At 70.7% G+C, this 23606-nt stretch carries 23 protein-coding genes and 1 pseudogene; 9 read left to right on the top strand and 15 right to left on the bottom strand.

Features of this window, described 5'->3' with window-relative positions:
• Positions 1–1381: 1381 nt before the first annotated feature.
• Together AB0G04_RS33450 and AB0G04_RS33445 are read right to left on the bottom strand one after the other, a co-directional pair.
• Entirely contained in the window at positions 1382–2755 is a 1374-nt protein-coding gene (locus AB0G04_RS33450; RefSeq protein ID WP_360991074.1) for an FAD-dependent oxidoreductase, read from the bottom strand.
• 75 nt (positions 2756–2830) lie between these two features.
• Positions 2831–4063 carry a PQQ-dependent sugar dehydrogenase gene (locus AB0G04_RS33445; protein ID WP_360991071.1) on the bottom strand — a complete coding sequence of 411 codons (1233 nt, stop codon included), beginning with the start codon at positions 4061–4063 and terminating at the stop codon, positions 2831–2833.
• 124 nt (positions 4064–4187) lie between these two features.
• On the opposite strand from AB0G04_RS33445, the gene AB0G04_RS33440 reads away from it, so the two are divergent.
• Complete coding sequence (locus AB0G04_RS33440) at positions 4188–4961, top strand: hypothetical protein (RefSeq protein ID WP_360991068.1); 774 nt, start codon at positions 4188–4190, stop codon at positions 4959–4961.
• A 418-nt stretch (positions 4962–5379) separates the two neighbouring features.
• Here AB0G04_RS33440 and AB0G04_RS33435 read toward each other — a convergent pair whose 3' ends face one another.
• Positions 5380–5613, bottom strand: a complete 234-nt coding sequence (locus tag AB0G04_RS33435; RefSeq protein ID WP_360991066.1) for a GlsB/YeaQ/YmgE family stress response membrane protein — start codon at positions 5611–5613, stop codon at positions 5380–5382.
• Positions 5614–5793: 180 nt separating this feature from the next.
• Here AB0G04_RS33435 and AB0G04_RS33430 point away from each other — a divergent pair.
• A pseudogene (locus tag AB0G04_RS33430) lies at positions 5794–6666 on the top strand (MCP four helix bundle domain-containing protein); the annotation flags it as partial.
• A gap of 55 nt (positions 6667–6721) precedes the next feature.
• Here AB0G04_RS33430 and AB0G04_RS33425 read toward each other — a convergent pair.
• Positions 6722–7048, bottom strand: a complete 327-nt coding sequence (locus AB0G04_RS33425) for a metalloregulator ArsR/SmtB family transcription factor (protein WP_360991063.1) — start codon at positions 7046–7048, stop codon at positions 6722–6724.
• A gap of 63 nt (positions 7049–7111) precedes the next feature.
• Between AB0G04_RS33425 and AB0G04_RS33420 the strand changes: the two genes are divergently transcribed.
• Together AB0G04_RS33420 and AB0G04_RS33415 are read left to right on the top strand one after the other, a co-directional pair.
• Positions 7112–8179: an NAD(P)/FAD-dependent oxidoreductase gene (locus tag AB0G04_RS33420; RefSeq protein ID WP_360991060.1), complete on the top strand. Its 1068-nt coding sequence runs from the start codon at positions 7112–7114 to the stop codon at positions 8177–8179.
• Entirely contained in the window at positions 8176–9006 is an 831-nt protein-coding gene (locus AB0G04_RS33415) for a hypothetical protein (RefSeq protein ID WP_360991057.1), read from the top strand. Before AB0G04_RS33420 ends, AB0G04_RS33415 begins: the two co-directional genes overlap by 4 nt.
• Here AB0G04_RS33415 and AB0G04_RS33410 read toward each other — a convergent pair.
• The 5 genes from AB0G04_RS33410 to AB0G04_RS33390 all read right to left on the bottom strand — a co-directional run bounded on the left by AB0G04_RS33410 (position 8939) and on the right by AB0G04_RS33390 (position 12911).
• Positions 8939–10249 (bottom strand): MFS transporter, encoded by a 1311-nt coding sequence (locus AB0G04_RS33410; RefSeq protein ID WP_360991055.1) that lies wholly within the window; start codon positions 10247–10249, stop codon positions 8939–8941. The two genes, AB0G04_RS33415 and AB0G04_RS33410, sit on opposite strands and share 68 nt — an antisense overlap.
• Positions 10250–10254: 5 nt before the next feature.
• Positions 10255–11670, bottom strand: a complete 1416-nt coding sequence (locus tag AB0G04_RS33405; RefSeq protein ID WP_360991052.1) for an FAD-dependent oxidoreductase — start codon at positions 11668–11670, stop codon at positions 10255–10257.
• Positions 11671–11742: 72 nt separating this feature from the next.
• On the bottom strand, positions 11743–12249 hold the full coding sequence (locus AB0G04_RS33400) for an N-acetyltransferase family protein (protein WP_360991049.1): 507 nt from the start codon (positions 12247–12249) through the stop codon (positions 11743–11745).
• Positions 12246–12575, bottom strand: a complete 330-nt coding sequence (locus tag AB0G04_RS33395; RefSeq protein WP_360991047.1) for a metalloregulator ArsR/SmtB family transcription factor — start codon at positions 12573–12575, stop codon at positions 12246–12248. The genes AB0G04_RS33400 and AB0G04_RS33395 overlap by 4 nt, the downstream gene beginning before the upstream one ends.
• A gap of 132 nt (positions 12576–12707) precedes the next feature.
• Complete coding sequence (locus AB0G04_RS33390; protein ID WP_360991044.1) at positions 12708–12911, bottom strand: hypothetical protein; 204 nt, start codon at positions 12909–12911, stop codon at positions 12708–12710.
• Between the two features lie 144 nt (positions 12912–13055).
• On the opposite strand from AB0G04_RS33390, the gene AB0G04_RS33385 reads away from it, so the two are divergent.
• Positions 13056–13433, top strand: a complete 378-nt coding sequence (locus AB0G04_RS33385; protein ID WP_360991041.1) for a metalloregulator ArsR/SmtB family transcription factor — start codon at positions 13056–13058, stop codon at positions 13431–13433.
• Positions 13434–13448: 15 nt separating this feature from the next.
• Here AB0G04_RS33385 and AB0G04_RS33380 read toward each other — a convergent pair whose 3' ends face one another.
• Complete coding sequence (locus AB0G04_RS33380) at positions 13449–13940, bottom strand: SRPBCC family protein (protein ID WP_360991038.1); 492 nt, start codon at positions 13938–13940, stop codon at positions 13449–13451.
• Positions 13941–14095: 155 nt separating this feature from the next.
• Between AB0G04_RS33380 and AB0G04_RS33375 the strand changes: the two genes are divergently transcribed.
• The 3 genes from AB0G04_RS33375 (at position 14096) to AB0G04_RS33365 (ending at position 16194) form a co-directional block, all read left to right on the top strand.
• Complete coding sequence (locus AB0G04_RS33375; RefSeq protein WP_360991035.1) at positions 14096–14785, top strand: helix-turn-helix domain-containing protein; 690 nt, start codon at positions 14096–14098, stop codon at positions 14783–14785.
• A 142-nt stretch (positions 14786–14927) separates the two neighbouring features.
• The gene (locus AB0G04_RS33370) at positions 14928–15671 is read left to right on the top strand and encodes an MIP/aquaporin family protein (RefSeq protein ID WP_360991033.1); all 744 of its coding nucleotides are present in this window, start codon (positions 14928–14930) and stop codon (positions 15669–15671) included.
• 112 nt (positions 15672–15783) lie between these two features.
• The gene (locus AB0G04_RS33365) at positions 15784–16194 is read left to right on the top strand and encodes an arsenate reductase ArsC (RefSeq protein ID WP_360991031.1); all 411 of its coding nucleotides are present in this window, start codon (positions 15784–15786) and stop codon (positions 16192–16194) included.
• A gap of 63 nt (positions 16195–16257) precedes the next feature.
• Here AB0G04_RS33365 and AB0G04_RS33360 read toward each other — a convergent pair whose 3' ends face one another.
• From AB0G04_RS33360 to nhaA, 4 genes are all read right to left on the bottom strand, one after another.
• Positions 16258–17196 carry a flagellar M-ring protein FliF C-terminal domain-containing protein gene (locus AB0G04_RS33360; RefSeq protein WP_360991028.1) on the bottom strand — a complete coding sequence of 313 codons (939 nt, stop codon included), beginning with the start codon at positions 17194–17196 and terminating at the stop codon, positions 16258–16260.
• A 130-nt stretch (positions 17197–17326) separates the two neighbouring features.
• Positions 17327–18958 (bottom strand): hypothetical protein, encoded by a 1632-nt coding sequence (locus AB0G04_RS33355; protein ID WP_360991026.1) that lies wholly within the window; start codon positions 18956–18958, stop codon positions 17327–17329.
• Positions 18955–19848, bottom strand: coding sequence for an ABC transporter ATP-binding protein (locus AB0G04_RS33350; protein WP_360991024.1), 894 nt, complete (start codon positions 19846–19848; stop codon positions 18955–18957). Before AB0G04_RS33350 ends, AB0G04_RS33355 begins: the two co-directional genes overlap by 4 nt.
• Before the next feature lie 109 nt (positions 19849–19957).
• Positions 19958–21268, bottom strand: coding sequence for a Na+/H+ antiporter NhaA (nhaA, locus tag AB0G04_RS33345; RefSeq protein WP_360991022.1), 1311 nt, complete (start codon positions 21266–21268; stop codon positions 19958–19960).
• Positions 21269–21983: 715 nt separating this feature from the next.
• Between nhaA and AB0G04_RS33340 the strand changes: the two genes are divergently transcribed.
• Positions 21984–22673: a hypothetical protein gene (locus AB0G04_RS33340; protein ID WP_360991019.1), complete on the top strand. Its 690-nt coding sequence runs from the start codon at positions 21984–21986 to the stop codon at positions 22671–22673.
• 171 nt (positions 22674–22844) lie between these two features.
• Here AB0G04_RS33340 and AB0G04_RS33335 read toward each other — a convergent pair whose 3' ends face one another.
• Positions 22845–23600, bottom strand: coding sequence for an enoyl-CoA hydratase family protein (locus AB0G04_RS33335; protein ID WP_360991016.1), 756 nt, complete (start codon positions 23598–23600; stop codon positions 22845–22847).
• Positions 23601–23606 lie beyond the last annotated feature (6 nt).

Genomic DNA, 23606 nt, shown 5'->3' with positions numbered 1-23606 from the left:
GTCACCACCAGCACCCGCATCACCAGCGCCCGTGTCACCACCAGCACCCGCATCACCAGCGCCCGTGTCACCACCAGCACCCGCATCACCAGCGCCCGTGTCACCACCAGCACCCGCATCACCAGCGCCCGGCGTAGTGGTGGTGCCAGGCGTACCACCTGCAGTGGCATCAGGTGCATCGCCGGTGCCCGGCGCGGTTCCGGTGCCCGGCGCGGTTCCGGTGCCCGGCGCGGTTCCGGTGCCCGGCGCGGTTCCCGTACCGGGCGTGCCGCCGGTACCGGGTGTGCCGCCTGTGTCCGGAGAGCCGCCCGTGTCGGCGGTCGGAGGCGTACCACCGGTGTCGGGTGCGTTGCCCGTGTCCGGGGAGCCACCGGTGCCGATCGGATTCTGAACGTCCACAGGGGCCGGCGTTGTCGTGCCGGGCGTCGACGTACCGGGCTGTGGCTGCTGACCGGAGCCGCCCTGCGATTGTTGCGGGCCGTGCTCCCGATACTCCACCAGGAGTATGGAGATGCTTCGGGTGGTGCTGGGCGCGGCTCCGCAGTCGTGGGTCATCCAGAGACCGAGTCGTGAGCCGAGATCATTCATCGCCTCACATGCCCCACCGCCACCGAGTTGCGAGAGGAAATCTTTGGGAATGTCGGGAGGCGGATTGTGGAGGGCCGCGTTCGCGGGGCCCATTCCGAATGCTGCCCCCGCAAGCATTCCGATTCCGGCAGTGGTCAGCCTCCGTGTTGCCTTGCTCATGTCATACCTTTCTCGGCGCTTCTTTTATGACACCGGATAGCTGAGCATGAGGTCGGATGATCGGTCTTCCTAATCAGCGAAACAGGCGCATGCGGTCCAGAGTCGGCCCTCGGGGGCAACCGGGATTGGAGCACCGATGCGCTGCGCGGGTTCCGAACGCCAGGTTTACCTGGCGGCGATGTTGGTATACGTGCGAGGCCAGGCCACGTGTGCGGCAGCGGCGCGATGGGTCGTGTCGTGCCGCCGTACCCCCGGCTGCGCCAATGTCGTGGCTGGTACCGATACAGGGAATCGTCGGCGAGCCGAATGGTTCGACTGATTCGATCTCTTGCGGCCGATGGGAAGTGATACGGAATGCACAGATCCGAGGCGGCACACCTGCGCCTACGGTTTGAGCGGATTCGCGGGCAACCGGAATCGCGTTCCTTCGTGACGGGCGAGAAGAGCGTCAGGCTGCGCTCGCCCGAGAGGCGGATCACCATTGTCGTACGCAACAACGGAAGCTCATTCGACGGCTTCAGATTTCACTCCGGCACCTGATCCGCCGCACCGCTCCGCCGCAGCGGGTGGGCGAAAGAGGCTGGCCGGTGCGGTCATGTCGGGTCAGGCGGTGAGGCCCGGCCGACGGTACGGATCAGCCGCGCACCTGAGCGTCCCGGGCGAGGCGAGCCTGACGGGCGGCGCGGAGGACCTTGGCCACCATCGTGGGCCGCAGCAGGATCGTCGCGGGTTCGATCAGGTGCTGCACGCGGAGGATTGCTTCGGCCACCTCGGCGGAGACGTGGGTGGCCCGCACGACACGGCGCTGGTACCAATGCGTCACGGCCAGGCCGCGTGGCCGTGGTCCGGTCGTGCCGGAATAGGCGAAGTCGGCCGAGGCTGCCATGTCCCAGGCCACGGCGATCAGGCCGGCGCTGCGACGGTAGAAGTCACGGGCCAGCTGCGCATCGGTGGAGTCACTCCGGTCGAGACACTCCCCCAGCGTGATCGCCTCCAGCGCGGCGACGGTCATGCCGTGGCCGTACACCGGATTGAAGCTGCACAGAGCGTCGCCGACCGCGACGTAGCCGGCGGGAACCAGGCGGATCCGTTCAAAGTGGCGCCGGCGGCTGGTCGGAAAGGAGTAGCCGACCGGGTCGCTCAACGGTTCGGTACCGCGCAGGAGCTCGGCGATCGACGACTCCGGCAGTTCGTCGGCGAATCGCTGGAAGCCCTCGGGGTCGGTCGGGGCCCGGTCACCGTGGTAGCCGCCGAGGGTCACGAACCATCCGTCCCCTTCGACCGGGAAGGCGGCGCCGTACCGCCGCTGGCCGGGCGGGCTCTCCGCTGCCACGAGCACGCCGGGGCCACCCAGGCGGTCGAACCGGCCGCGGACCAGGCGGGTGGTGTAGTGCATGCGGATGGTGATCACCGACTCCGGCGCGGCCGGGAACCCCAGGTCGCGCAGCCAGCTGTCGGAGCGGCTGCCGCGACCGCTGGCGTCGACGACCAGGTCGGCCGGCAGCTTTCCGCCGTCGGCCAGTTCCACCCCGGTCACCCGTTCGCCGGCTTGGCCGGCCAGGCCCGCGACGGCCGTGTCCGCGCGGACCTCCACGTTGGGCATGGTCAGTAACCGGCGCCGCACGCAGCTCTCCAGCAGGGGCCGGCTCATGCAGAGCACCTCGATGCCGCTGTCGGCGCGGACCCGATGGCCGTCGAGCTGCCACACGATGGCGTCGCGGACCACGTCGATCCACCGCGCGCCCGACTCGACCAACTCGTCGGTCAGGCCGGGAAACAGCTTCTCCAGCGCGGTACGTCCCACCGCCAGCAGGGCGTGGGGATGCGCCCCCTGCGGTACGCCCCGGCGGCTCTCGGCTCCGGCCGGCAGGGTGTCCCGGTCGAGGACCGTCACCCGGGCGAACCGGTCCGCCAGCACCCGCGCGGCCGCCAGGCCCGCCATTCCCGCGCCGATGACGACGGCATCGCCGGTCACCGGCTTCCGTCCGGCTCCGTTGTCGTCGCGCACCAGGTGAGCGTGCCAGCCCGGATCCGGCGTGTCCAGAGTCCGTGACCGCCACGCCCGAAGCACCCGGCGGGAGGCTCAGCGGTTCCCCGTCACCTCACCGGAGGCCGGCGGGACATGCTCGATCCGCACCCGGCTCAACCATCCCGGCAGGTCGCTGAGCACGTACAGCTCTCCGTGCACGTCGGTGCCGAAGGCGGTCGGCTGGATGGGGAAGTTGCCGATCGTGGCGGACTCGTAGCCGCCTCCGGGCTTGGGGCGCACGGCGAAGGCGACGGTCGAGCAGTAGTCGCTCGCGAAGTACGTACCCCGGGCCGCGGGGGTCCGGGAGCCCCGGTACACCACGCCGCCGGTCACCGAACAGCCCTCGGTCATGTAGTGCTCGTACTCGAAGACCGGGTCGACGTACCGTACGCCCGCCCGGCATTGCTCCGGGTCGAACACCGGGGTGCCCTCCTTGCAGGACCAGCCGAGATTCGCGCCGCCCTGCCAGGGGCGGATGTGGTTGACCTCCTCGACCAGGCCCTGGCCGACGTCGCCGATCCACAGCGAGTTGTCGATGTCGACGGAGAACTTCCAGGGGTTGCGCAGCCCGTAGAGCCAGATCTCGGGCCGGGCGCCGGGCTTGCGGATGAACGGGTTGCCGGCCGGTACGCAGTAGGGCTTGGCCCCGCAGGCGCGATTGACATCGATCCGCACGATCTTGCCGAGCAGCGTGCTGAGGTCCTGGCCTGCTTTGAACGGGTCGTTCGCGTGGCCGCCGTCGCCGGTGGACCAGTAGAGGTAGCCGTCGCGGCCGAACGCGACCTGTCCGCCGTTGTGGTTGCCGTACTCGGCATGTTCCTGGGTGAGCAGCACCTGCAGCCGGTCCGGATTGCCGATGGGCAGTCGCGCCAGGGTGAGCGCGCCGGCCGGCCGGCTCGTGTAGGACACGTACAGCATGCCGGTGCGCGCGAAGTTCGGTGCGGGTGTGATGCCGAGCAGGCCCCGCTCGTTGTCGTTCGTCTCGATCCGGGCGCTCAGGTCGAGCACCGGTTCGGCGGCGAGACCGGTGTCGGGGTGGTAGGCGCGGACCGTGCCGTCCTTCTCCGCGATCAGCATCCGGCCGTCGGGCAGCCCGGTGATGGCGATCGGGCGCTGCAGCCCGTAGGCCACCTGCTCGGACACCACGGTGAGTTCGGTGAGTGGTACCGACCGGGTGCGGGATGCGTCGGCCGCCGAGGCGGATGGCGAGGCCGATACCAGCGCCGGCGAGACCAGAGCGAGCAGACCGGCCATCAGGGCGGCCGTACGACGGCGACGTCGCGACATTTCGGCTCCTCAAGCAGAGTGGGGGATGCGATCCGGGAGCGCTCCCACAATACATCGATTGGCAGCTATGCGGAGGGGTGTGATTCTCGTATCGATCGCAGGTCCGGTGGGTAAGGCCGAAGTTATGGACGCACTTCTATTCGGCCTCATCGCCTCGAGTGCACTGGTCATCGGCGCGTGGGTAGGTGCTAGGCATCGGCTGCCCAAGGCCGTACTCGCCGGAATGCTGGCCTTCGCGGCCGGCGCACTGATCACCGCGCTCTCCTTCGAGTTGTTCGAAGACGCCTACGAGCACGGCGGAATTTGGCGCGCCGCAGTCGGCCTGATCGTCGGTGCTGTCGTGTTCACCGTGCTCAGTTCCCGGCTCGACCGGTTGGCTCGGGGAAAACGGAAAGAAAGCGACGGCAGCGAGAAACTCGACGTCGACGCTGCCGCGCAGGACCGGGCACCGTCGGCCGCGTCTACATCCGGCGCCGCCGGGCTGGCACTGCTGGCCGCCGTGACCCTCGACGGTGTTCCGGAGAACGTCGCGCTAGGGGTGTCGCTCGGCGAAGGCACCGGCGGGCTGGCCCTGCTCGCGGCCATCTTCGTCTCCAACTTTCCGGAGGCGCTGGTCGGCAGTGCCTCCATGCGCGAACAGGGCCGTTCCCAGACGTTCATCCTCGGCACCTGGCTGGCATGTGCGGGGCTGCTGACCCTGGCCGTGGTCGTCGGGGCCGGGCCACTGTCGTCCGCGGCGCCGGAGACGCTGTCACTGCCGCTCGCCTTCGCCGCCGGTGCCGTGCTCGCCTCGCTGGCGGACACTCTGATGCCGGAGGCGTACGAGAAGGGCGGCCCTCTGGTAGCGTTGAGCACCACCGCCGGGTTCGTCCTGTCCTTCGTCCTCGCGACACTGTGACCGCATCGTCGAGGGCATACCGACAGGCGTGGCAGGCCGCCCGGATGCCGTGTCATCGAGGACTGCTGGAGTGACGGTGCGGTTCTCTCGCCCCGTCACCCGGATCAGCGCGTGCTGCCGCCGGCCGGCAGTGGCGATGGCGCGGTCATCAACTGCCGTGCGATGGCGGCGTGACCGTAGCTGGTTGCTTTGGTGGCGTCCGGGCCTTCACGACGCCGATGATCGCGTCGCCGGTGCCGCTGCCGATGACCGCGAGCCCGGAATTCATGACTGATCGCCCACGACGTGAGCGCCATTTCCCCGACGACCATGTGCCCGGCCCTCTCCTGACGGCGATTCATGCGCGCCGGCGGACAAGCCTGAGGGGCAGGCGGGTCGTCCGCTCTGCCCCTCAGCCGTGCAGGTGTGCTGTGGGCACCTACCGGCGTACGCGCTTGGCCCACAGGGGGGCGACGACGGCGATCAAACCGGCAGCTGCGGCGATCTGGACGATGTGGCGGATCCAGTCAATGCCCTTGGTGTCCTCGACTCCCAGCACCGTGGCGATGACGTTGCCGATGACGGCGCCGAGCACACCCAGGATGATGGTCAACCAGATCGGGATGTTCTGCCTGCCCGGCAGAATGGCACGTGCGATCAGACCGATGATCAAACCGGCGATGATGGCCCAGAGAAACGACATGACGAGCCCTTCGTGAAGTGTCTGATGTGCTACGGACACCCGTGACGTACCGGGTTGCCAGGGCCGCCAGTAAGCAAACCCGCACGATGGTCATGCTGGTGGAGGGGTTACGACCAGCACGCTCAACGGTGATGGTTATTTCCTCAGTGCATGACTGGCAAACACAGGTGCCGGACCCGCTGTCACATGGCCAGGCCCGCAATCTCGGACGGCACTGCGCCGCAAGCCATGCCACAGCGAGGCGAGGCCGGCGGTGCTACCGAGTGGCGGCGGGCCGGGACCGGCTGCGGTGACCTGCTCGGTCCGGCCTCCTTGACCTTGCCACCGACTTCTTCCGCCTTGTTGTCGACCTCGTCGTCGGATGCCATGAGGCACCTCGACGCCAGTGATGTACGACGGGGGTGCCCGGCCCTGCCTGCCGCAACCTCGTTCACGGCCGCGACACGCACGGCAGCTGCACCAGTGGCGGAGGCGCGGGCACATCGGTTCGGCGACCTCAGCGTCAACGTCAGAATCCTCGGTACGGTCGTTCTCGCCGCACTGGTGGCCCTGATCGTGGGCATCGTGGGCCTGCAGGGCATGCACGCCGGCAGCGAGGCGGCCCAGACGATCTACACCCGTAACGTCGCCAGCATCGACGCGCTCGGCGAGCTCCGCGCGGCAGTTCTGCAGACCCGGTTGACCGTGGTCAACCATGCGGTGTCGCGGGATCCCGCGACCAAGGCCAAGTACGAGCAGGCTCTCGCCGGCGATATGCAAGCCATCGAGGGAGCGTTCACCGACTACCGCAACAGCGGGCCTGCCACCGGCCCGGAGGCCATCGAGGAGCTCTTCGACGACTACGTTGCCTACTCACAACTGGCCGAGGAGAAGCTTCTGCCGGCCAGCCGGCGTAACGCCACCACCGAGTGGCAGCGTATCCGCGACACCGAGCTCACGCCGCTGATGACCGAGGCCATGCAGGACATCAACGACATGAACGCCACGGAGGATCACGACGCGGAGAGGAACGCCGCCGCCGCGACGTCGTCGTACCGCTCGCCGCGGTTGCCCGCGCGATGCCGGCCACGGCCGGGACTCAAGCCGTGGGGTTCTCCGCCGGTGACGGCGAGCAGCAGCAGGCCAGATACCCCTGGAGGTCGGCGATGCGGGCACCGACGGCGGTGGGGTCGGCCCGGTAGCGCACGAGTTTGCCGTCGCGGGCGGAGGTGAGCAGGCCGCCGCGGCGCAGGATGGCGAGGTGTTCGCTGGCGGTGGACTGGCCGAGACCGCAGGCGGTGGCGACCTCGCCGACGGTGAGCTGTCGGCCGCCGACGAACAGCATGAGGATCTGCTGGCGGGTTTCGCTGGCGAGGGCCTTGAGGAAGTCCTGGGCGGGACTGTCGAGCGGTGTGGGCATGGTCATCGGCTACCAGTCTCTCCCAGCTATCATTTCGTCATTTCCCGATCTGACGATACATTGCTCGACATGACCTTCGTAGACCTCGCCGTCATCGGTGGTGGCCAGTCCGGTCTCGCCACCGCCCACGTCGCGGCCCGGCGCGGGCTTCGCCCGCTGGTGCTCGACGCCGGCTCCGGGCCGGGCGGGTCGTGGCCGGCCTACTACGACAGCCTGACCCTGTTCTCCCCCGCCCGGTTCTCCGGCCTGCCCGGCATGCCGTTCCCCGGCGACCCGGAGCGGTATCCGGTGCGTGACGAGGTCATCGACTACCTGACCGCCCGCACCGCAGCCCTCGACGCGGACGTCCGTTTCGGCGCCCGCGTCCAGCAGGTCACCGCCACCGACGGCGGGTTCCTGATCACGACGGCGGACGGTGCGGTCGTACGGGCGGCGTCGGTGGTCGCCGCGAGCGGCGGTTTCGGCTCCCCGTACCGGCCGGCACTGCCGGGCCTGGAGTCGTTCACCGGCCGGGTCCTGCACGCCGCCGAGTACCGCCGTCCCGATGAGCTGGCGGGAACCCGGGTGGTCGTGGTCGGCGGCGGGAACTCCGCGGTGCAGATCGCGGCCGAACTCGCCCGGCGGGCGACGGTGAGCATCACGACGCGCGGGCCGCTGCGGTTCCAGCGGCAGCGGATCCTCGGCCGCGACTTCCACTGGTGGCTGACCCGCACCGGACTCGACACCTCCCGGTGGGGGCCGCGGCTGCTGTCCGGGACGGTGCCGGTGATCGACGACGGCCGTTACCGGGCCGCCATCGTCGCCGGCAACCCGGACCACAGGCCGTTCCCACGGCGGTTCGACGGCGACCGGATCGTATGGGCCGACGGTACCGGTGAACGGGTGGACGTGGTCGTGCTGGCCACCGGCTACCGCCCGGATCTGCCGTACCTGACCGGCACCGGGGCCGTCGGCGAGACAGGTGTCCCGCTGCATGACGGCGGGGTGTCGACGGTGCTCCCCGGGATGGGGTTCGTGGGGTTGGAGCGCCAGCGCAGTCTCGCCTCGGCGACGCTGCGTGGTGCCGGCCGGGACGCCGGGTTCGTGCTGGACCGGCTGCTGCGCCGCGCGGGCCGTCATGTCGCGGCGGCACGGTGAGCACGGCTGCGGTCGCGGTTCTGCTCGTCGCGTCGATGCTGGCGGTCGGCACGGCGGCGACCATCGACGACTTCCGTGCCCTGGCGCGGCGGCGCGGGCTGGTGGCGGTCGCGGCGGCGGCGAACGTGATCGTCCTTCCCGGACTGGCGGTCGCTCTGGTGGTGGCGGCGCGGCTGACTCCGGACGTGGCGCTCGGGGTGGTGCTTGCGGCAGCGGCCCCGGGAGGCGGTACCGGCGCGCTGCTGACGCTGCACGCTCGCGGGGACCTGGCGGTCAGCACCGGACTGCAGGTGCTGCTCGCCCCGCTGGGGCTGGTGGCGGTGCCGGTGTGGGCTGCCGCCACGGGTCAGGGCCTGGTCGCGGCGGGCGGGGTGGGCCTGCTGGTGGTGGCTGGTGGGCTGCTCGGTCAGGTGGTGCCGCTGGCGGTGGGGATGTGGCTGCGCCGGTCGCGGCCACGGGTCGCGGAGCGGGTCCATCCGGTGGCACGGCGCGTGGCCGACGTACTGCTGGCCGGTCTTGTCGTGTATTTCCTGATCACCGGTGCCGGGCGCCTGCCGCAGGTGGGCTGGGCGGGTATCGCTGTGGTCGCGGTGCTGGTGGCCGTGAGCCTGACTCCGGTGGGACTGTCGCGGATCGGGCCGGTGCCGCAGCGGCGGGCGGTGGCGATGACGACGGGGGTACGCAACTTGACGCTCGGCCTGTTCTTCGCGGCCGCGGTGTCGCCGACGGTGGTGCTGGCCGTCCTGACGTACGGCCTGGTCATGTACGGGATGTGTGTTCCGGTGGCGGTGGCCTTGGCTCGTACGAAGCCGGTGCCCGCCCTTTGACTCCGAACCGGCCGGCCGGGCTGGGCGTGGCCGCACGGATCAGGATGCCACCCGCGGCGACCAGGCAGGCACCGCCGATGGCCGTCAGCGCGACGAGGTAGCCGCCGGAGCTGCTCAGCAGGCCCGCGGCGGCAAGGGGTGCGCCGGCTTTGGCAAAGGTGACGAACGCGGCAAGGGTGCCGGCGATGCTGGCGTAGGCGGTCGTGCCGTAGCGGTCGGCGAGCAGCTGTGGGGTGGCGAGGCTGGAGATGCCGAAGCCGAGCCCGAACGCGACGACCGCGAGGATCGCACCGGGGCGGGTTCCGGCAAGCAGGGGCAGGCTGAGTGCCGCGGCGGCTTGCAGCGCGAAGATGGCGGCGACCAGGCGATGCAGGCGGACCCGGCGGCCGGTGGCGGTGAGCAGGAGCCGGCCGGTGACCGACAGGACACCGAGCAGGCCGGCGATCGTAGCGGCAAAGGTCGCCGGGTGGCCCCGGCTCGTCAGGTAGCCGACGAGGTGAACGGTCATCGTGGTCATCGCGGCGGCGTGGGCGACGAACGCGGCGGCCAGCCACCAGAAACGGCTGTCCCGGATCGCGGCGCGGATCAGGGTCCGGCGGTACGCGGAAGCGCTGTGCCGTGACTCGCGGGCGGCAACCGGGGGACGACGGACGACGAGCAGGTGCAGCGGGACGGCGACGGTCCCGTAGAGGACCGCGAGGATCAGCAGTGTGGTGCGCCAGCCGTGGCGGTCGTTGAGCCAGCCGGTGAGCGGCATGAAGATGGTGCTGGCGAACCCGGCGACGACGATCATGCCGAGGATCGCCTTCGGCCGGCGGGTGGCGTCGAACCAGGACACCAGGACCGGGGTGGCGGCCTCGTAGAGCGCCATCGCCATCGCGACGCCGAGCCCGGCGAAGATCAGATACAGCTGACCGGCCGTACGGACCTGCGACCAGGCGATCAGCATGCCGGCGCCGAGGACGGCTCCGGTGGTCATCAGGGCGCGGCCGCCGTGCCGGTCGAGCCATCTGCCGACGGGCACGGCCGCCACGGCCTGGGCGAGGATCGCGGTGGTGAACGCGCCGGTCACCACCGCCGGCGAGGTCCGCAGATCGGTGGCGACGGGGTGGAGCAGGACAGCGAAGGCGTAGTAGAGGCTGCCGTAGCCGATCGTCTGGGTGATGGCGAAGGTGGTGACGATCCACCACCCGTGGAACACCCGCCGGCCGCGGTCGGCGGCCGGCGGGTTCGTGGTGGTCACGCCGGTCAGCAGCAGGAGCCGGTCTGTCCTGCGGCGGGCTTGTCGCCGAGGGTGATCAGGTTGAGCGGTGCGGTGAGCAGCCCGCCGGCGATGCCGGTGGCCAGTCCCCGCCCGGCCGGCTCCGCGGCGGCGGCCGGGGCGCCGCAGCAGCCGCCGCCGGCCGCGATGGTGTCGTCGTTCGCGACCGGGTTGCTGTTGCAGACGCCGGTCTCCGGCAGGTCGAGCTGTACGTCACGCGCGGCTTCCCAGTCCCCGGCCAGCGCAGCGACCACCGAGCGGGCCTGTTCGTAGCCGGTGGCGAGCAGGAACGTCGGCGCCCGGCCGTAGCTCTTGACGCCGATGGCGAAGTAGCCGGGTTCGGGGTGGGTGAGCTCGTCGATGCCGTGCGGCGGGACGGTGCCGCAGGAGTGCTCGTTCGGGTCGATCAGCGGCGCCAGGGCGCGGGTCGAGCCGAGGATCGGGTCGAGGTCGAGGCGCAGTTCGCCGGCGATGGTGTGGTCGGGCCGGAAGCCGGTCGCGGACACGATCCGGTCGACCGTGATCGCGCGTTCGCCGTCGGACACCGTCACCTGGTCACCGCCGGCGGTGACCCGGTCCACGGAGAAGCCGGTGAGCAGCGTGATCGCGCCGTTCTGGACGTGCTCGCGCAGCCGGGAGCCGAGGGCGCCGCGGGCGGGCAGCGCGTCGGCGGACTCGCCGCCGTAGGTGCGGGCCGGGCTGGTCGCGCGGATTGCCCAGGTCACGCGGGTGCCCGCCGCCTGCTCGGCCAGTTCGGCGAGGGCAAGCAGGGTGTTGGCGGCGGAGTGCCCCGCGCCGACTACCAGGGTGTGCCTGCCCGCGAACCGGTCACGGTCACGCCCGAGCACGTCCGGCAGAGCGGACTCGACGAACCCGGCCGCGCCCGTCTCGCCGTGCGCGGGGATGCCGGAGGCGCCCAGCACGTTCGGGGTGCCCCAGGTGCCCGAGGCGTCGATGACGGCCTGGGCCAGGACGTCCTCACCGCCGGCGAGACGGATCAGGTACGGGGTGGTTTCGCGGCCGAGGCTACGGACCCGGTCGAGACCGAGCCGGGTGACCGCGGTGACCCGCGCCCCGTACCGGAGGTTCGGCTTGATCGCGGGCAGGTCGGCCAGGGGCTGCAGGTAGTCGGCCGCGAGCTGGGCGCCCGTGGGCAGCTTGTCGTCATCGGGCCGGACCCATCCGGCGTGGTCGAGCAGCCGGGCGGCGGCGGGGTCGATGTTGAACCGCCACGGCGAGAACAGCCGTACGTGCCCCCAGTCACGGACCGCGGCGGCGGGACCGTCGCCTGATTCCAGGACGAGGAACGGCAGACCCCGTTCGCTCAGGTGGGCGGCGGCGGCGAGCCCGACCGGGCCGGCGCCGATGACCACGACGGGCAGTTCCGGGAAAGTGCTGGTCACGAGAGAACCCCTGTCTTGATGAATGTCTAAGCAATGGAGTGGGATCCGCCCACGGCCGGGCGGGAGGAAGGCTCAGTCGATGTGCGGGCTGCGGCGTTCGAGGAGGACGACGTCACGCCACCGGCCGGGTCGGCCCGGATGGCGGCCGACGCGTTCACGGACGCCGACGACGCGGAAGCCGCATGCGGTGTGCAGGGCGAGGCTGGCGGTGTTCTCCGGGAACACCCCGGACTGGATGGTCCAGATCCCGGCGGACTCGGTCGACGCGATCAATGCCTGGAGCAGCGCCCGCCCGGCGCCACGCCCTCGCGTGGCCGGGTCGACGTAGACCGAGTGCTCGACGACCCCGGCGTAGACGGGGCGGGCGGAGACCGGCGAGACGGCGACCCAGCCGAGCACCGCGCCGGCGCCGTCCACCGCCACCAGCCGGTGGGCGCGCAGTCTCGTCCTGTCGAACGTCTCCCAGGCAGGCGCGGTGACCTCGAAGCTCGCGTCGCCGCTGTCGAGCCCGGCCTGATAGATCGCCAGTACGGCCGGGGCGTCGGTGGCACGCATCGGGCGGATGCTGATGCCGTTCATGCGCAGCCCCCGGTCGCCTGCGGTGCGGGCCTGCCCATCACGACGTCGGCGGCGGAGGGGAAGCAGTCGACGCAGCGGGTGTTGATCCGGTAGTGGCGGGCGTTGCCGACCGGCTCCACCAGCACAAACCGGACCTCGGTGAGGATCCTCAGATGCTGGGAGACCGTCGACTGGGCCAGCCCCACCGCGGCGACGATCTCGCCGACCGACATCGGGCGGTCCTGGCGAGCCAGGTACTCCACGATCTGCACCCGCGAGGGATCGGCCAGCGCCCGGAACCACGACGCGTACTCCTCCGCGACAGCCCGATTCAACAGCTCGGCCATTTACCATCACATCCATCATCGTTCATCGCCGATCAACGATAGCCGGTGCGGTGGCAGGGACCCATGCGGTTGCCGTGATCAGGCGGCACAGCGCAGTCACGGTGGCGACCTCGGGGCGGTCCGATGGACTGATCATCCGCAGCACCCCTGTCCGGCGGCGACGGCCTCCCGCTTGGCGGCGGCACCGCAGCAGGAACCGGCCTGCTCGGCTTCGGTGGTCGTCCCGCAACACGGGCCGCTCGCCTCGGCGGCCGGGTCCGGCAGAGTGAGGGCGGCCTGCGCGGGGCTGCCGCAGCAGCCGCCGGCAACCGGGGTCGTGCTGGTGTTGTCGCTCATCGTCGTGCTCCTTCGTCGCATGCGTGCGGCCGGGCCGGTGGGCGGTTCAGCGAACCCCGCACCGCTCGTCTCGACGGCTGTCGAATTCGATGTTTCTCGAAACACAGAGTTGCACGCGGTTTAGATAACTGTCAACCTAGACGCATGCCGAAATCAGCCGCACCGCTCACGCTCATCGACCTGACCGCGGACGAACCGTGCTGCCCGCCGCTGGCAGAGAGCCGCATCCCGGCGGAGACCGCCGCGGTGCTCGCACCGGCATTCAAGGCACTAGGTGATCCGGTACGGCTGCAGCTGATGTCGATGATCGCGTCCGCGCCCGGCGGCGAGGCGTGCGTATGCGACCTGACGCCGGCGTTCGAGCTGTCCGGGCCGACCATCTCGCACCACCTGAAGACGCTGCGCGAAGCCGGTCTGGTCGACGCCGAGCGCCGCGGCAGCTGGGTGTACTACCGGGCCCGGTCCGGCATCATGCGCCAGCTCGCCGGCCTGCTCACCATCGGCTCCGCCACTACTCCCTGAAAAGCGGCGGGCAGGTCAGCCCCTCGCTTCGCGGACGTCCGTTCCGTACTCGGCAAATGCCTTGAAGTCCTGCATGTGCTGTCGCGTCTGCTTGCGGAAGGAGCCGGGCATCAGAAGGCCCACCAACCGCATCAGCAGGCCGCTGAACCGGTATTCGTTCTCGCTCACCCACAGTGTCGTCTCCGGCCCGGCTTCGGTCAGCCGCTCGCGCGCGGCGCTCCACATGCCCTTGGCAACGATCTCGCGCTCGAAGTAGACGATGCTCCCACTCGGAATCCCGTGCAGGTCCGCCGGCTCCCGGCGGGTGATGGTCTCGGTGCACTCCATCTCCTGCCGCCCCGTCCGGAACACCACACGCGACTTGGTACCGACCTGTCCGTGCATTCCGTTCAGCGGCTCGTGCAGCACGAGGCCTCGCAGCCACATCGGCAGGTGCGCCGGGTCGGCGAGCAGCTGAGCCACCCTTTCCCGCGGCAGAGCGATCTCTGTCGAGACGGTGAACTTCATGGCGGGCGCTCCAGGATCCTGGGTGAAGGGCAGGCACAGACCAGCAGCCTCGCCATAAGTTAGTCCAGTCCCATTTGCCGTCCTCCCGCCGAGGACAGCAGCGTTCACCTCCCGTTCGCTTGCCAAGCCGATGTGCCTCAGCGATCATTGAGTCAATGAATGCTGAAGCTTTTTCGCTGCAGGCGCGGGCCCGAGTGCACGCCGCCCTCGGCGACCCGGCCCGCCTCGCGATCGTCGACGCGCTCACCCTCGGCGACGCCTCCCCCGGCGAGATCTCCGCGGACCTCGGCATGCCGACCAACCTCGTCGCTCACCACGTGAAGGTGCTGCAGGAAGCCGGCCTGCTCGTGCGGACCCGCTCGGAGGGCGACCGCCGCCGCACCTACCTGCGTCTCGTCCCCGGCGTGCTGTCCTCACTCACCGCACCCCGGCTGGACAGCGCGGAACGGGTGGTGTTCGTCTGCACCCACAACTCGGCCCGCTCGCAGCTTGCCGCCGCCCTGTGGCGCCACCGCATCGGCGGCGAAGTCGCTTCCGCCGGCACCGTGCCCGCCCAGCGGGTGCACCCCCGGGCCGTCCGTGTCGCTCACGAGCACGGTCTCGCGCTCGACCCGACCGGCACCAGCCACGTCGACGACGTCATCCACGACGGCGATCTGATCATCGCTGTCTGCGACAACGCCCATGAAGACCTCACCGGCCCGATCCGGCCCCGGCTCCACTGGTCCGTGCCCGACCCCGCCCGCGTCGACACCGACGAGGCGTTCGAGGCCGCCTACACCGACCTCGCCGGCCGCATCGACCGGATCGCGCCCGCCCTCAGCCCGGGAGCCGACCATGGCTGACCCCGGCGACAGTTCGTCCCACCCGCGGATCCACCCGATCCGCGGCGGCCTCCGACGCCACCCGCACCGCCCGCCCGACCAGCTCGCGATCCCCGCCGGCTCAGCCCGCCTCCATCGACAACACCCGGAGTCACACCACCTCATGCACCAGATCACCTTGTGGCGGCGGCTGCTCGCCGAGTTCCTCGGCACCGCGCTGCTGGTCACCGCCGTCGTCGGCTCCGGCATCATGGCGGTCGAACTGTCACCGGACGACGTCGGCCTGCAACTGCTGGAGAACTCGGTCGCCACCGCGTTCGCCCTCGGCGCGCTGATCCTGACCTTCGGCCCGATTTCGGGCGCCCACTTCAACCCGGTGGTGTCGGCCGCCGACTGGTTCCTCGGCCGCCGCTCCGGCACCGGCCTGACGATCAAGGACCTCGGTGGGTACGCCGTCGCGCAGACCCTCGGAGCCGTCGCCGGCTCGATCCTGGCGAACCTCATGTTCGACCTGACCGCCGTGACCTTCTCGACGAAGGAACGCGCCGCCGGAAACCTGTGGCTCGGCGAGATCGTCGCCGTCGTGGGCCTGCTCCTGCTGATCTTCGCCTTGAGCCGGTCGGGCCGGGCTTCAGTTGCACCGGCCGCGGTCGGCGCGTACATCGGCGCCGCCTACTGGTTCACCTCGTCCACGAGTTTCGCCAACCCGTCGGTCACCATCGGCCGCGCCTTCACCGACACCTTCGCCGGCATCGCCCCGGCCTCGGTGCCCGGATTCGTCGTCGCGCAACTTGTCGGCCTGCTGATCGGGGTCGGCCTCGTCGTGGCGTTGTACCCGCACGCCGGCGACAACGCCGACGCCGTCGTGGTCCCGCACGAGGACACGGACCCGGCCCGCCGCGCATGAGCACCGGCCTCCCGGCGCTGCTCGCGGCCGCCACCGGCAGAGGCGTCCGCGCCGCCCGGGCCACGACCCCGCACCCCCAGCTCACCACCCACCCTCAAGGAAGCCACGAATCATGAGCGACACCAAGCCCACCGTCCTGTTCGTCTGCGTCCACAACGCCGGCCGCTCCCAGATGGCCGCCGGCTGGCTGCGCCACCTCGCCGGCGACAAGGTCGAAGTCCGCTCCGCCGGATCCGCGCCCGCCGAGACCATCAACCCGGCCGCGGTCGAGGCGATGAAGGAGGTCGGCATCGACATCACCGACCAGACCCCCACCAAGCTGACCTGGGACGCCGCCAAGGAGTCCGACGCCATCATCACCATGGGCTGCGGCGACGCCTGCCCCGTCTTCCCCGGCAAGCGCTACGAGGACTGGAAACTCGAGGACCCCGCCGGCAAGGGCGTCGACTCGGTCCGCCCGATCCGCGACGAGATCAAGGCCCGCATCGAGGTGCTGCTCGCCGACCTGCTCCCCGCCTCCTGATCACCTCTTCCCGGCCGACGGGTGCCGCGGCGCTTCCTCGCGTCCTGCCTGGTCTGCGTCGCGTCACCGGCCGGAGTCGGTCCAGCCTCGGAGCACGGCCGCGGCCTGTCCGGGGTCGTGACCGGCGAGCTGCCCGATCTGGCGCTGCCGCTCGACGCCGTCGGGGCGGCCTTCGCCGGGCCCCGGAACGGCGACAGCGGCGGTGGCCACGACCGGGCGGTGCTCTTCCATCGCGGCGAGAACCCGGGGCAGGTGAGCGCGCTGCACCGCCGTCCGCGTCTCGCGCCTCCGGTAGCGCCGGGCAGCCGCCACCATGATCAGAACGAGAAGGGCCACCGCGCCGGCGAACAGGGCCGGCACGGCGCCGGATGCCAAGGCCGTACCGGATTCCGCGGGGGTGTTCGTCGCGGTGTCCGCCGCGACCGGCTGCATCGGCATCGCGGCGACCGCGACCGTGTCACCGCGACCGGTTTCGACACCGGCCGCCACGCTGACGAATTCCTCCAACTGGGCCAGGTCGATGTCCCGGCCCGCGGTGGCGTCGACGAGCACGGCGACGTTCAGCCTCTTGACCTTGCCGGGGGCGTTACGGCGGGTCTCGCGAACAGAATCGAGTGCGTTGGTACGTACCGTGCTGCTGCTCCGATAGCGGGTGCTGCCGTCGCCGCCGGTGTAGGACCTGCTGCTGAGCCGCTCCGACAGCGCGCCCGCCGCCGGGTCCCGAGCGTAGGTGGTGCTGACGGTCTCGACCTGGTCCAGATCGAGCTCCGCGACGGTGGTGACCACGGCACGGCCGGGGCCGACCACCGCGTCGAGCATCTTCTGCAACGCGCCGTTGAGCCGGTTCTGGTACGCCTCCGCGGCCGTGCCGGTTCCAAGCACGTTCCCCGCGAGGATTCCGGCCTGTGCTTCGACGGTCAGTTGCGGCTCCGGCGCTGCGGCCACCGCCGCGTGCGAGGGCACGGCGGAGAGACAGATGCCACCCGCCAGGACAGCCGCCACGAGGGCCGCAGCCCGCGAACGGTTCGGAGTACAACGGTCTCGCACAGCCCTCAATGATCGTTCGGCCGCTGCGCCTGCTGATCAGTCCGGCGGGTGCAACTGGGTTGCATAGGCAACAAATGTCCGCCCGTCACACGCAAAGGTCACGCCTGCGGTAGCCCGCCGCCGCGGCGGCGGCCATGACGACGGCGAGTCCCGTCATGACGGCCGTCGCGGGCCAGTCGGCGTTCTGCAGGGGAACCGGCGCGAGATGCGCGAAAGGTGAGACGTCACGCACCCGGTCCGGCGCGTCGACACTCTCGGCGATCACCAGCAGCAGGAACCCGCCGGTCGCGGGCAGTGAGCCCACGACGGCGACGGCTCGGGGCGCCCAGCCGACGGCAAGAGCCGCCGCGGCGAGGCTGAGAAAGATGATGGGCAGTGGATTCCAGGCGCCCTGTACGGCGGCGAGAAGGCTGAGGTCGCCGCCGGCCACGACGACTCCGCACCAGGTGACCACGCCGGCGACCGTGACGAGGACGACGGCACCGGCGGCTGTCACCAGCATCTCAGCGCCCAGCGGGCGTAGCCTGCCGACCGGCTGGGCCGCCAGCATCGTCAACCGGCGGTCGGTTTCGGCGGCGACGAAGGCCGCCATCCGGACCGCCGTGAACCCGCCGACGGGAAGCGCAAGGATCGCGAAGAGGGTCGCGGTGAACCCTTTGACCGCGCCGATGTCGCCGAAGCCGGCTTCGGCGGCCCCGTCGGCCAGGGCGGGATCGCCGGCGAGGAAGTCGGTGACCGACACAGCGGTCATGCCGATCAGCAAGTAGTAGGCGCCGATCCCGAGGGCCCATCCCGACAGAGGGCGTAGCAGGCGGCGGAGGGCGAACATCTCGACGCTTCCGAGCAGCCGGAGCCGGGGCGGCCGGCTCGGGCTCGCCGCCACCAGCCCGCCGCGCACGTCACGCCGGCCGGCTGCCGCCAGCATGGCGGTGGCCACCAGCAGTGTGGCGGCGAGCAGGACCAGCAGAGGCAGGATCCGGTCCTGGTGGTACGGGCTGCTGAGCGCGAGCAACCCGAACGGGGACAGCCACCGCAGCCAGCTGAGGTCGGTGACGCCGTCGCCGATCATCCGCGTCAGCAGTCCGACGCCGAGTACCGCGACCGCGGCCCCGGTCGCCGTCGGCCGGGCGGGAAACACCTGGGCGGCGAGGCCTGCCACGGCGGCGAAGTACATTCCGAGCACACCGATCCCCGCCCCGTGGATCAGTGCTCCGGCCGGTGCGGTGCCGGCGGCCAGCAGCACCGCGCTGACTCCGCTTCCGGCGGCGGACGCGACGGCCATGACGATCATGACGTGCCGCGCCACGGCCGTGCGTAGGGTGATCCGGCCGGCGAGCAGCACATCCCAGCGGCCGGCGTCCTCCTCACCACGGGTGATGCCGTTGGTGGCCAGGATCGCCCACGCACCGAGCAGGACGGCCACGACCGTGCCGACCCGCCAGACGGTGAACCCGCCCGCCTGGTCCAGCGCGACCGGCTCGCCGAACAGGGTACGAATCGCCGGGTTCCCGGCCAGGGACTGCAGGCTGCCGGCGGCGGCCGGGTCGGCCATGACACCGGCGTAGGTGGCCGCGACCAGAGCCGGCATGCCCGCGGCCAGAGCGATGACGATCAGAGCGCCCCGGCGGACCTGCCGTAGCGCCAGCCGGGTCATCATCCATGGCGGACCGGCGGAGAGCGCCGTGCCGGTGACAGTGGTCGCTGTCGTGGCGGTCATCGGGTGCTGCCGGTGCCGTAGTAGTCGAGGAAGATCTCCTCCAGGCTCGGTTCCCGTACCGCCAGGCCGGTGATGTCGGCTGCCGCCAGCGCTTGAAGCGCCGCCGAAGGTGGCCCGGTCAACGTGAACCGCAGACGCCCCTCCCCCGCCGTCTGCACCTGGCTGACACCGGCGACCGTAGCCAGGACCGGTGGTGTTCCGGTGTAGGTGAGGGTGACCTCGGAGCGATGCAGGCCTCGCAACTCATGGATCGGCGCCACCTGGATCAGCCGGCCCGACCGCATGATCGCGACCCGGTCGCACACCGCCTCCACCTCGGCCAGCTGATGCGAGCTGAGGAAGACGGTCTGTCCCCGGTCGCGGGCCACGGCGACGGCGGTGCGGAACTCGCGTTCCATGAGCGGGTCCAGGCCGCTGGTCGGCTCGTCCAGCACCAGCAGTGGAGCCCGGGTGGCGAACGCGGCGATCAGCGCGACCTTCTGCCTGTTCCCCGTCGAGTAGGTGCGGGCCGGCTTCGACGCGTCGAGGGCGAACCGTTCGACGAGTTCCGCGCGGTAGGCCGCGTCGACGCCGGGGCCGGTGGACGCCTGCAGGTGCAGGATCTCCGCACCGGTCAGCTGGGGCCACAACGCGACATCCGCCGGTACGTACGCCAGCAGCCGGTGCGCGCGTGCCACGTCCGCGGCACCGACGCCGAACACCCATGCCCGGCCCGCGGTGGGGCGGGCCAGGCCGAGCAGGAGGCGGATGGTGGTGGACTTACCGGCGCCGTTCGGAACCAGGAACCCGAACACCTCACCCGCGGTCACCTCGAGGGACAGGTCGTCGAGGGCGGTGAACCGCCCATACCGTTTGGTCAGGCCGGCAGCGCGCAGCGCGATCTCGCTCATCACGGGAGTCCTTCACGGTCGTACGGATATGACCGCCGACCAGACTTCCCGGCACACCTGTCCCCACCGTACGCCTGTCAGCTCCGTAAGCGACAGTGCCCGGCGGAGATCAGCGTTCCTCCATGTCCCGCTCGTAGACGTCGGGAACGCCGTCGGCGTCGGCGTCGACCTCCTCGGCCGCGCAGATCAGCCGGTAGTGGCGGTTGCGGGCCCGCAGCACGAGGGTGGCCAGCACCGCGGCGATCAGCGACCCGGCCAGGATGCCGAGGCGAGCGTGTTCGTCCTTCTCGCTGCCTACGCCGAAGGCGAGCTCACCGATCAGCAGCGACACGGTGAACCCGATGCCCGCCAGCAACGACAGACCGAGCACATCCCACCAGGACACGCCGTCGCCGAGGGAAGCTCGGGAGAACCGCTGGACCAGCCACGTCGCCCCGAGCACGCCGACGGTCTTGCCGACGACCAGGCCGGCGACGATGCCGATCGTGACCGGATCCCGCAACGCCGCCCCGATACCACCGGCGCCGGCCACGGAGACACCGGCGGCGAAGAACGCGAAGACCGGCACCGCGAACCCGGCCGACAACGGCCGCCACCGGTGCTCGAACCGCTCTGCCAGTCCCGGCCCGGATCGGTGGTCACGGCGCAGCACCGGAACCATGAACCCCAGCAGCACACCGGCGACCGTGGCGTGGATCCCGGAGGCGTGCACCAGGCCCCAGGTCAACGCCGCAAGCGGCAGCAGCAGCCACGGCGAGCGCACCCGGCGTTGCACCAGCACCGCGAACAGCCCGAGCGGGACCAGCGCTGCCAGCAGCGGCAACACCTGCAGGGAACTGGTGTAGAAGACGGCGATGATCAGAATGGCGAGAAGGTCGTCGACCACGGCCAGGGTCAGCAGGAACGTTCGCAACGCGGACGGCAGATGCGTGGAGATCACCGCAAGCACGGCCAGCGCGAACGCGATGTCGGTGGCGGTCGGCACCGCCCAGCCGGACAACGCGCCGCCTGCCGTACCCGCGTTGATCGCGACGTAGATCAGCGCCGGGGCGACCATGCCCCCCAGCGCGGCCGCGACCGGCATCACCGCCCGCCGCGGATCGCGGAGGTCACCGGCGACGAACTCGCGTTTCAGCTCCAGACCGGCCACGAAGAAGAAGATCGCCAGCAGTCCGTCCGCCGCCCACTGCGCCAGGGTCAGATCCAGATGCAGGGCGTGCGGGCCGACCTTGAAGGCGACAAGATCCTGGTACGCCGCAGACCACGGCGAGTTGGCCCACACCAGCGCCAGCACCGCGGCACCGAGCAGTAGGGCGCCCCCGACGGTCTCAGTGCGCAGAATGTCGCCGATGCGGCTGACTTCCGGCCAGGAGCCCCGGCTGAACAGTGGACGGGCCGGGCGAGGCGGTGTTCCGGTCACAGGTCTCCTTCAGCAGCGCACGACGATGACATCGCCGACCAGGCTTCCCGGCACACCTGCCGGGCAATCTACCGTGACCGGCAGGACACCGGCAGCGATTCATCTCACTGCGAATGCTCCGGTACGGATGATTCGCTTCCCGCGCCGACCGTCGTGGCAGCACCGTTCGCCCCCAGAGTCCCGGCGCGGCCTCGCCCGGTGCAGTAGTCCATACGGAGCACGTCGGCGGGCGTCTTGATCGGTATCGAACGGTCGCCCGCGAATGCCATCGCCTCGCATTGTCGATCGCCGCAGCGGCTCCTTATTACGTCACGGCCGATGGCCCAGGTGGGACAACTACAGGAAATAAACCTGTCCGTAAATGAGATCGCCGTCGAGATTGCGTCGCTGCCGCACCCAGCACGGCAGATCTGCCGCAATCGTTGATCCGAAGCTCAGTCCGCCGCGTACTGCCTGCTGAAGGTCCTGAAGGTGGCCGGGACGGCGCCCCCGTCGACTCACTCGGCGACGTCACACAACAGGGACATGACGACCTTTATGAATACGATCCGGGAGCCACAACAGTGAGGCCGAGAGCCGACCACGACGAGCGATCCAAAACCGCCGTATCGGTATGTCCGCACGTGTTGCCGACGCTGGGAACGGCATGGTGAAGGCATCCGCGCCCGGGCCCACGAAAAAGAAATCTTCGTTTACTTCGGCACATATTCGGGACGTGGTGTTCACGGCCGCGGCCTCGCACCGGCGAAGCTACGACGGGGACGAGGTCGACGCCTTTCTGACCGAGGCGGAGCGGGAGTTCACCCGCCTGCAATCGGAGAACCGGGAGCTGCGCGCGCAGGCTCGGCACTGCGGTCCTTCGGTCGACGACCTCATGGCGCGCCTGGGCCGGCTCACGAGGGAGCTGGCGGGAATCGACCAGCACACTCGTGACCTCCGGACCGAGTTGGCGCATGCCCGGGAGGCGAGGCAGGGCAGGACATCGCCGGCTTCCGGGCCCGGCGAGTTCGTCGCCCTGGCGCAGCGGTTCGCCGACTCCCACGTCCGCAACGCTGAGCGTGAGGCTGACGCGCTGCTCAGTACGGCTCGCGCGACAGCCGACAAGATCACCAGCGAGGCTCACTTGCAGGCCTCGACCATCGACAGCGACGCCCGGGCACGACATCTCGACGCGATCGGCAGGCTCGCCGGTGATCGCGACGCCACTCTCGCGGAGATCGAGCGGCTCAACGGGGTGGCGGACGCCCTTCGTGACTCGTTGCGCGAGCGGATGATGCGGGAGGTTCCCCGGGTGCTGCCCCTCTCGGACGCCCCGGACGAGGGCCCCTGCCCGCCGGCGTCGTCCACGTTCAGAGCGCGCAGCCGGTTCGAGCCCGGCGCCGGGACCTTCGGCATCGCGGTGTGACGGGGCGTCGCGGTGCGACGGGGCGTCGCGGTGCGACGGGGCGTCGCGGTGCGACGGGGCATCGCGGTGCGACCGGGCATCGCGGTGCGACCGGGCATCGCGGTGCGACATGCGAACAGGCTGTATGCGGAACGGACCGGCGGGGAAGCCGGCGAGGTGCAGGCGCCGCGCCTATGCCGGCTTCTTGCGAGTCAGGAAGGCCTGCATCGCTTGCTGGGCTTCCGGGCTGGCGAAGAGCTCGGCCGACCGTTGCGCGGCTTCCTCCCCGTCCCGGTCGATGCGGCTGACGAGGTCGCCGGTGAGCAGCCGCTTGGTTTCGGCGAGCCCCTGCGGGCTGCCCTTGACCAGTTCGGTGAGGGTCCCGGCGACGGCGGCGGCCAGTTCGTCGTCCGGCACGCAGCGGGTTACCAGGCCGATGGCGGCAGCCTCGGAGGCGTCGAACGTCCGGCCGGAAAGGAAGACGTCGGCCGCCGCGCGGGGTGCCAGCCGGGACAGCAGGCTCAGCGAGATGACGGAGGGGGCGAGCCCGAGGCGGACCTCGGTGAGCGCGAACGTGACCGAACCGGCCGCGATCACGATGTCGGCCGCACCGACCAGGCCCAGGCCTCCGGCGCGGACCGGGCCGGCCAGCTCGACGACGACCGGCTTGGGCAGGATGGCGATCTGCCGCTGAATGCGGACGATCTCGCGCGGCCCGTCACTGCTCAGGCCCTGTCGCGCCTCGCTGAGATCGGCACCCGCGCAGAACACCGGGCCGCCGGACCGCACCAGTACGACACGGACGTCAGGATCCCGCCCGGCAGTCGCCAGGCAGGCGCCGAGCTCGGTCATCAGCTGCCTGCTCAGCGCATTGCGGTTGTGCGGACTGTCCAGCGTGATCGTGGCGATGCCGCCGGCGGCGGTCAGGTGGACGAGTTCCGTGGTCATGCGCGG

This window comes from Actinoplanes sp. NPDC023801 (assembly GCF_040639655.1).
In the GTDB taxonomy this organism is placed as follows: Bacteria; Actinomycetota; Actinomycetes; order Mycobacteriales; family Micromonosporaceae; genus Actinoplanes.
Note: the sequence above shows the minus strand (reverse complement) of the source record. Positions and strands in the feature narration are given on the sequence as shown.

Bases quoted from the DNA above. Each gene is read 5' to 3' on its own strand.
- AB0G04_RS33445 (WP_360991071.1), bottom strand. From the start codon at position 4,063: ATGTCGCGACGTCGCCGTCGTACGGCCGCCCTGATGGCCGGTCTGCTC.
- AB0G04_RS33440 (WP_360991068.1), top strand. From the start codon at position 4,188: ATGGACGCACTTCTATTCGGCCTCATCGCCTCGAGTGCACTGGTCATC.
- AB0G04_RS33425 (WP_360991063.1), bottom strand. From the start codon at position 7,048: ATGACCATGCCCACACCGCTCGACAGTCCCGCCCAGGACTTCCTCAAG.
- AB0G04_RS33420 (WP_360991060.1), top strand. From the start codon at position 7,112: ATGACCTTCGTAGACCTCGCCGTCATCGGTGGTGGCCAGTCCGGTCTC.
- AB0G04_RS33400 (WP_360991049.1), bottom strand. From the start codon at position 12,249: ATGAACGGCATCAGCATCCGCCCGATGCGTGCCACCGACGCCCCGGCC.
- AB0G04_RS33395 (WP_360991047.1), bottom strand. From the start codon at position 12,575: ATGGCCGAGCTGTTGAATCGGGCTGTCGCGGAGGAGTACGCGTCGTGG.
- AB0G04_RS33390 (WP_360991044.1), bottom strand. From the start codon at position 12,911: ATGAGCGACAACACCAGCACGACCCCGGTTGCCGGCGGCTGCTGCGGC.
- AB0G04_RS33385 (WP_360991041.1), top strand. From the start codon at position 13,056: ATGCCGAAATCAGCCGCACCGCTCACGCTCATCGACCTGACCGCGGAC.
- AB0G04_RS33380 (WP_360991038.1), bottom strand. From the start codon at position 13,940: ATGAAGTTCACCGTCTCGACAGAGATCGCTCTGCCGCGGGAAAGGGTG.
- AB0G04_RS33375 (WP_360991035.1), top strand. From the start codon at position 14,096: ATGAATGCTGAAGCTTTTTCGCTGCAGGCGCGGGCCCGAGTGCACGCC.
- AB0G04_RS33370 (WP_360991033.1), top strand. From the start codon at position 14,928: ATGCACCAGATCACCTTGTGGCGGCGGCTGCTCGCCGAGTTCCTCGGC.
- AB0G04_RS33365 (WP_360991031.1), top strand. From the start codon at position 15,784: ATGAGCGACACCAAGCCCACCGTCCTGTTCGTCTGCGTCCACAACGCC.
- AB0G04_RS33355 (WP_360991026.1), bottom strand. From the start codon at position 18,958: ATGACCGCCACGACAGCGACCACTGTCACCGGCACGGCGCTCTCCGCC.
- AB0G04_RS33350 (WP_360991024.1), bottom strand. From the start codon at position 19,848: ATGAGCGAGATCGCGCTGCGCGCTGCCGGCCTGACCAAACGGTATGGG.
- AB0G04_RS33335 (WP_360991016.1), bottom strand. From the start codon at position 23,600: ATGACCACGGAACTCGTCCACCTGACCGCCGCCGGCGGCATCGCCACG.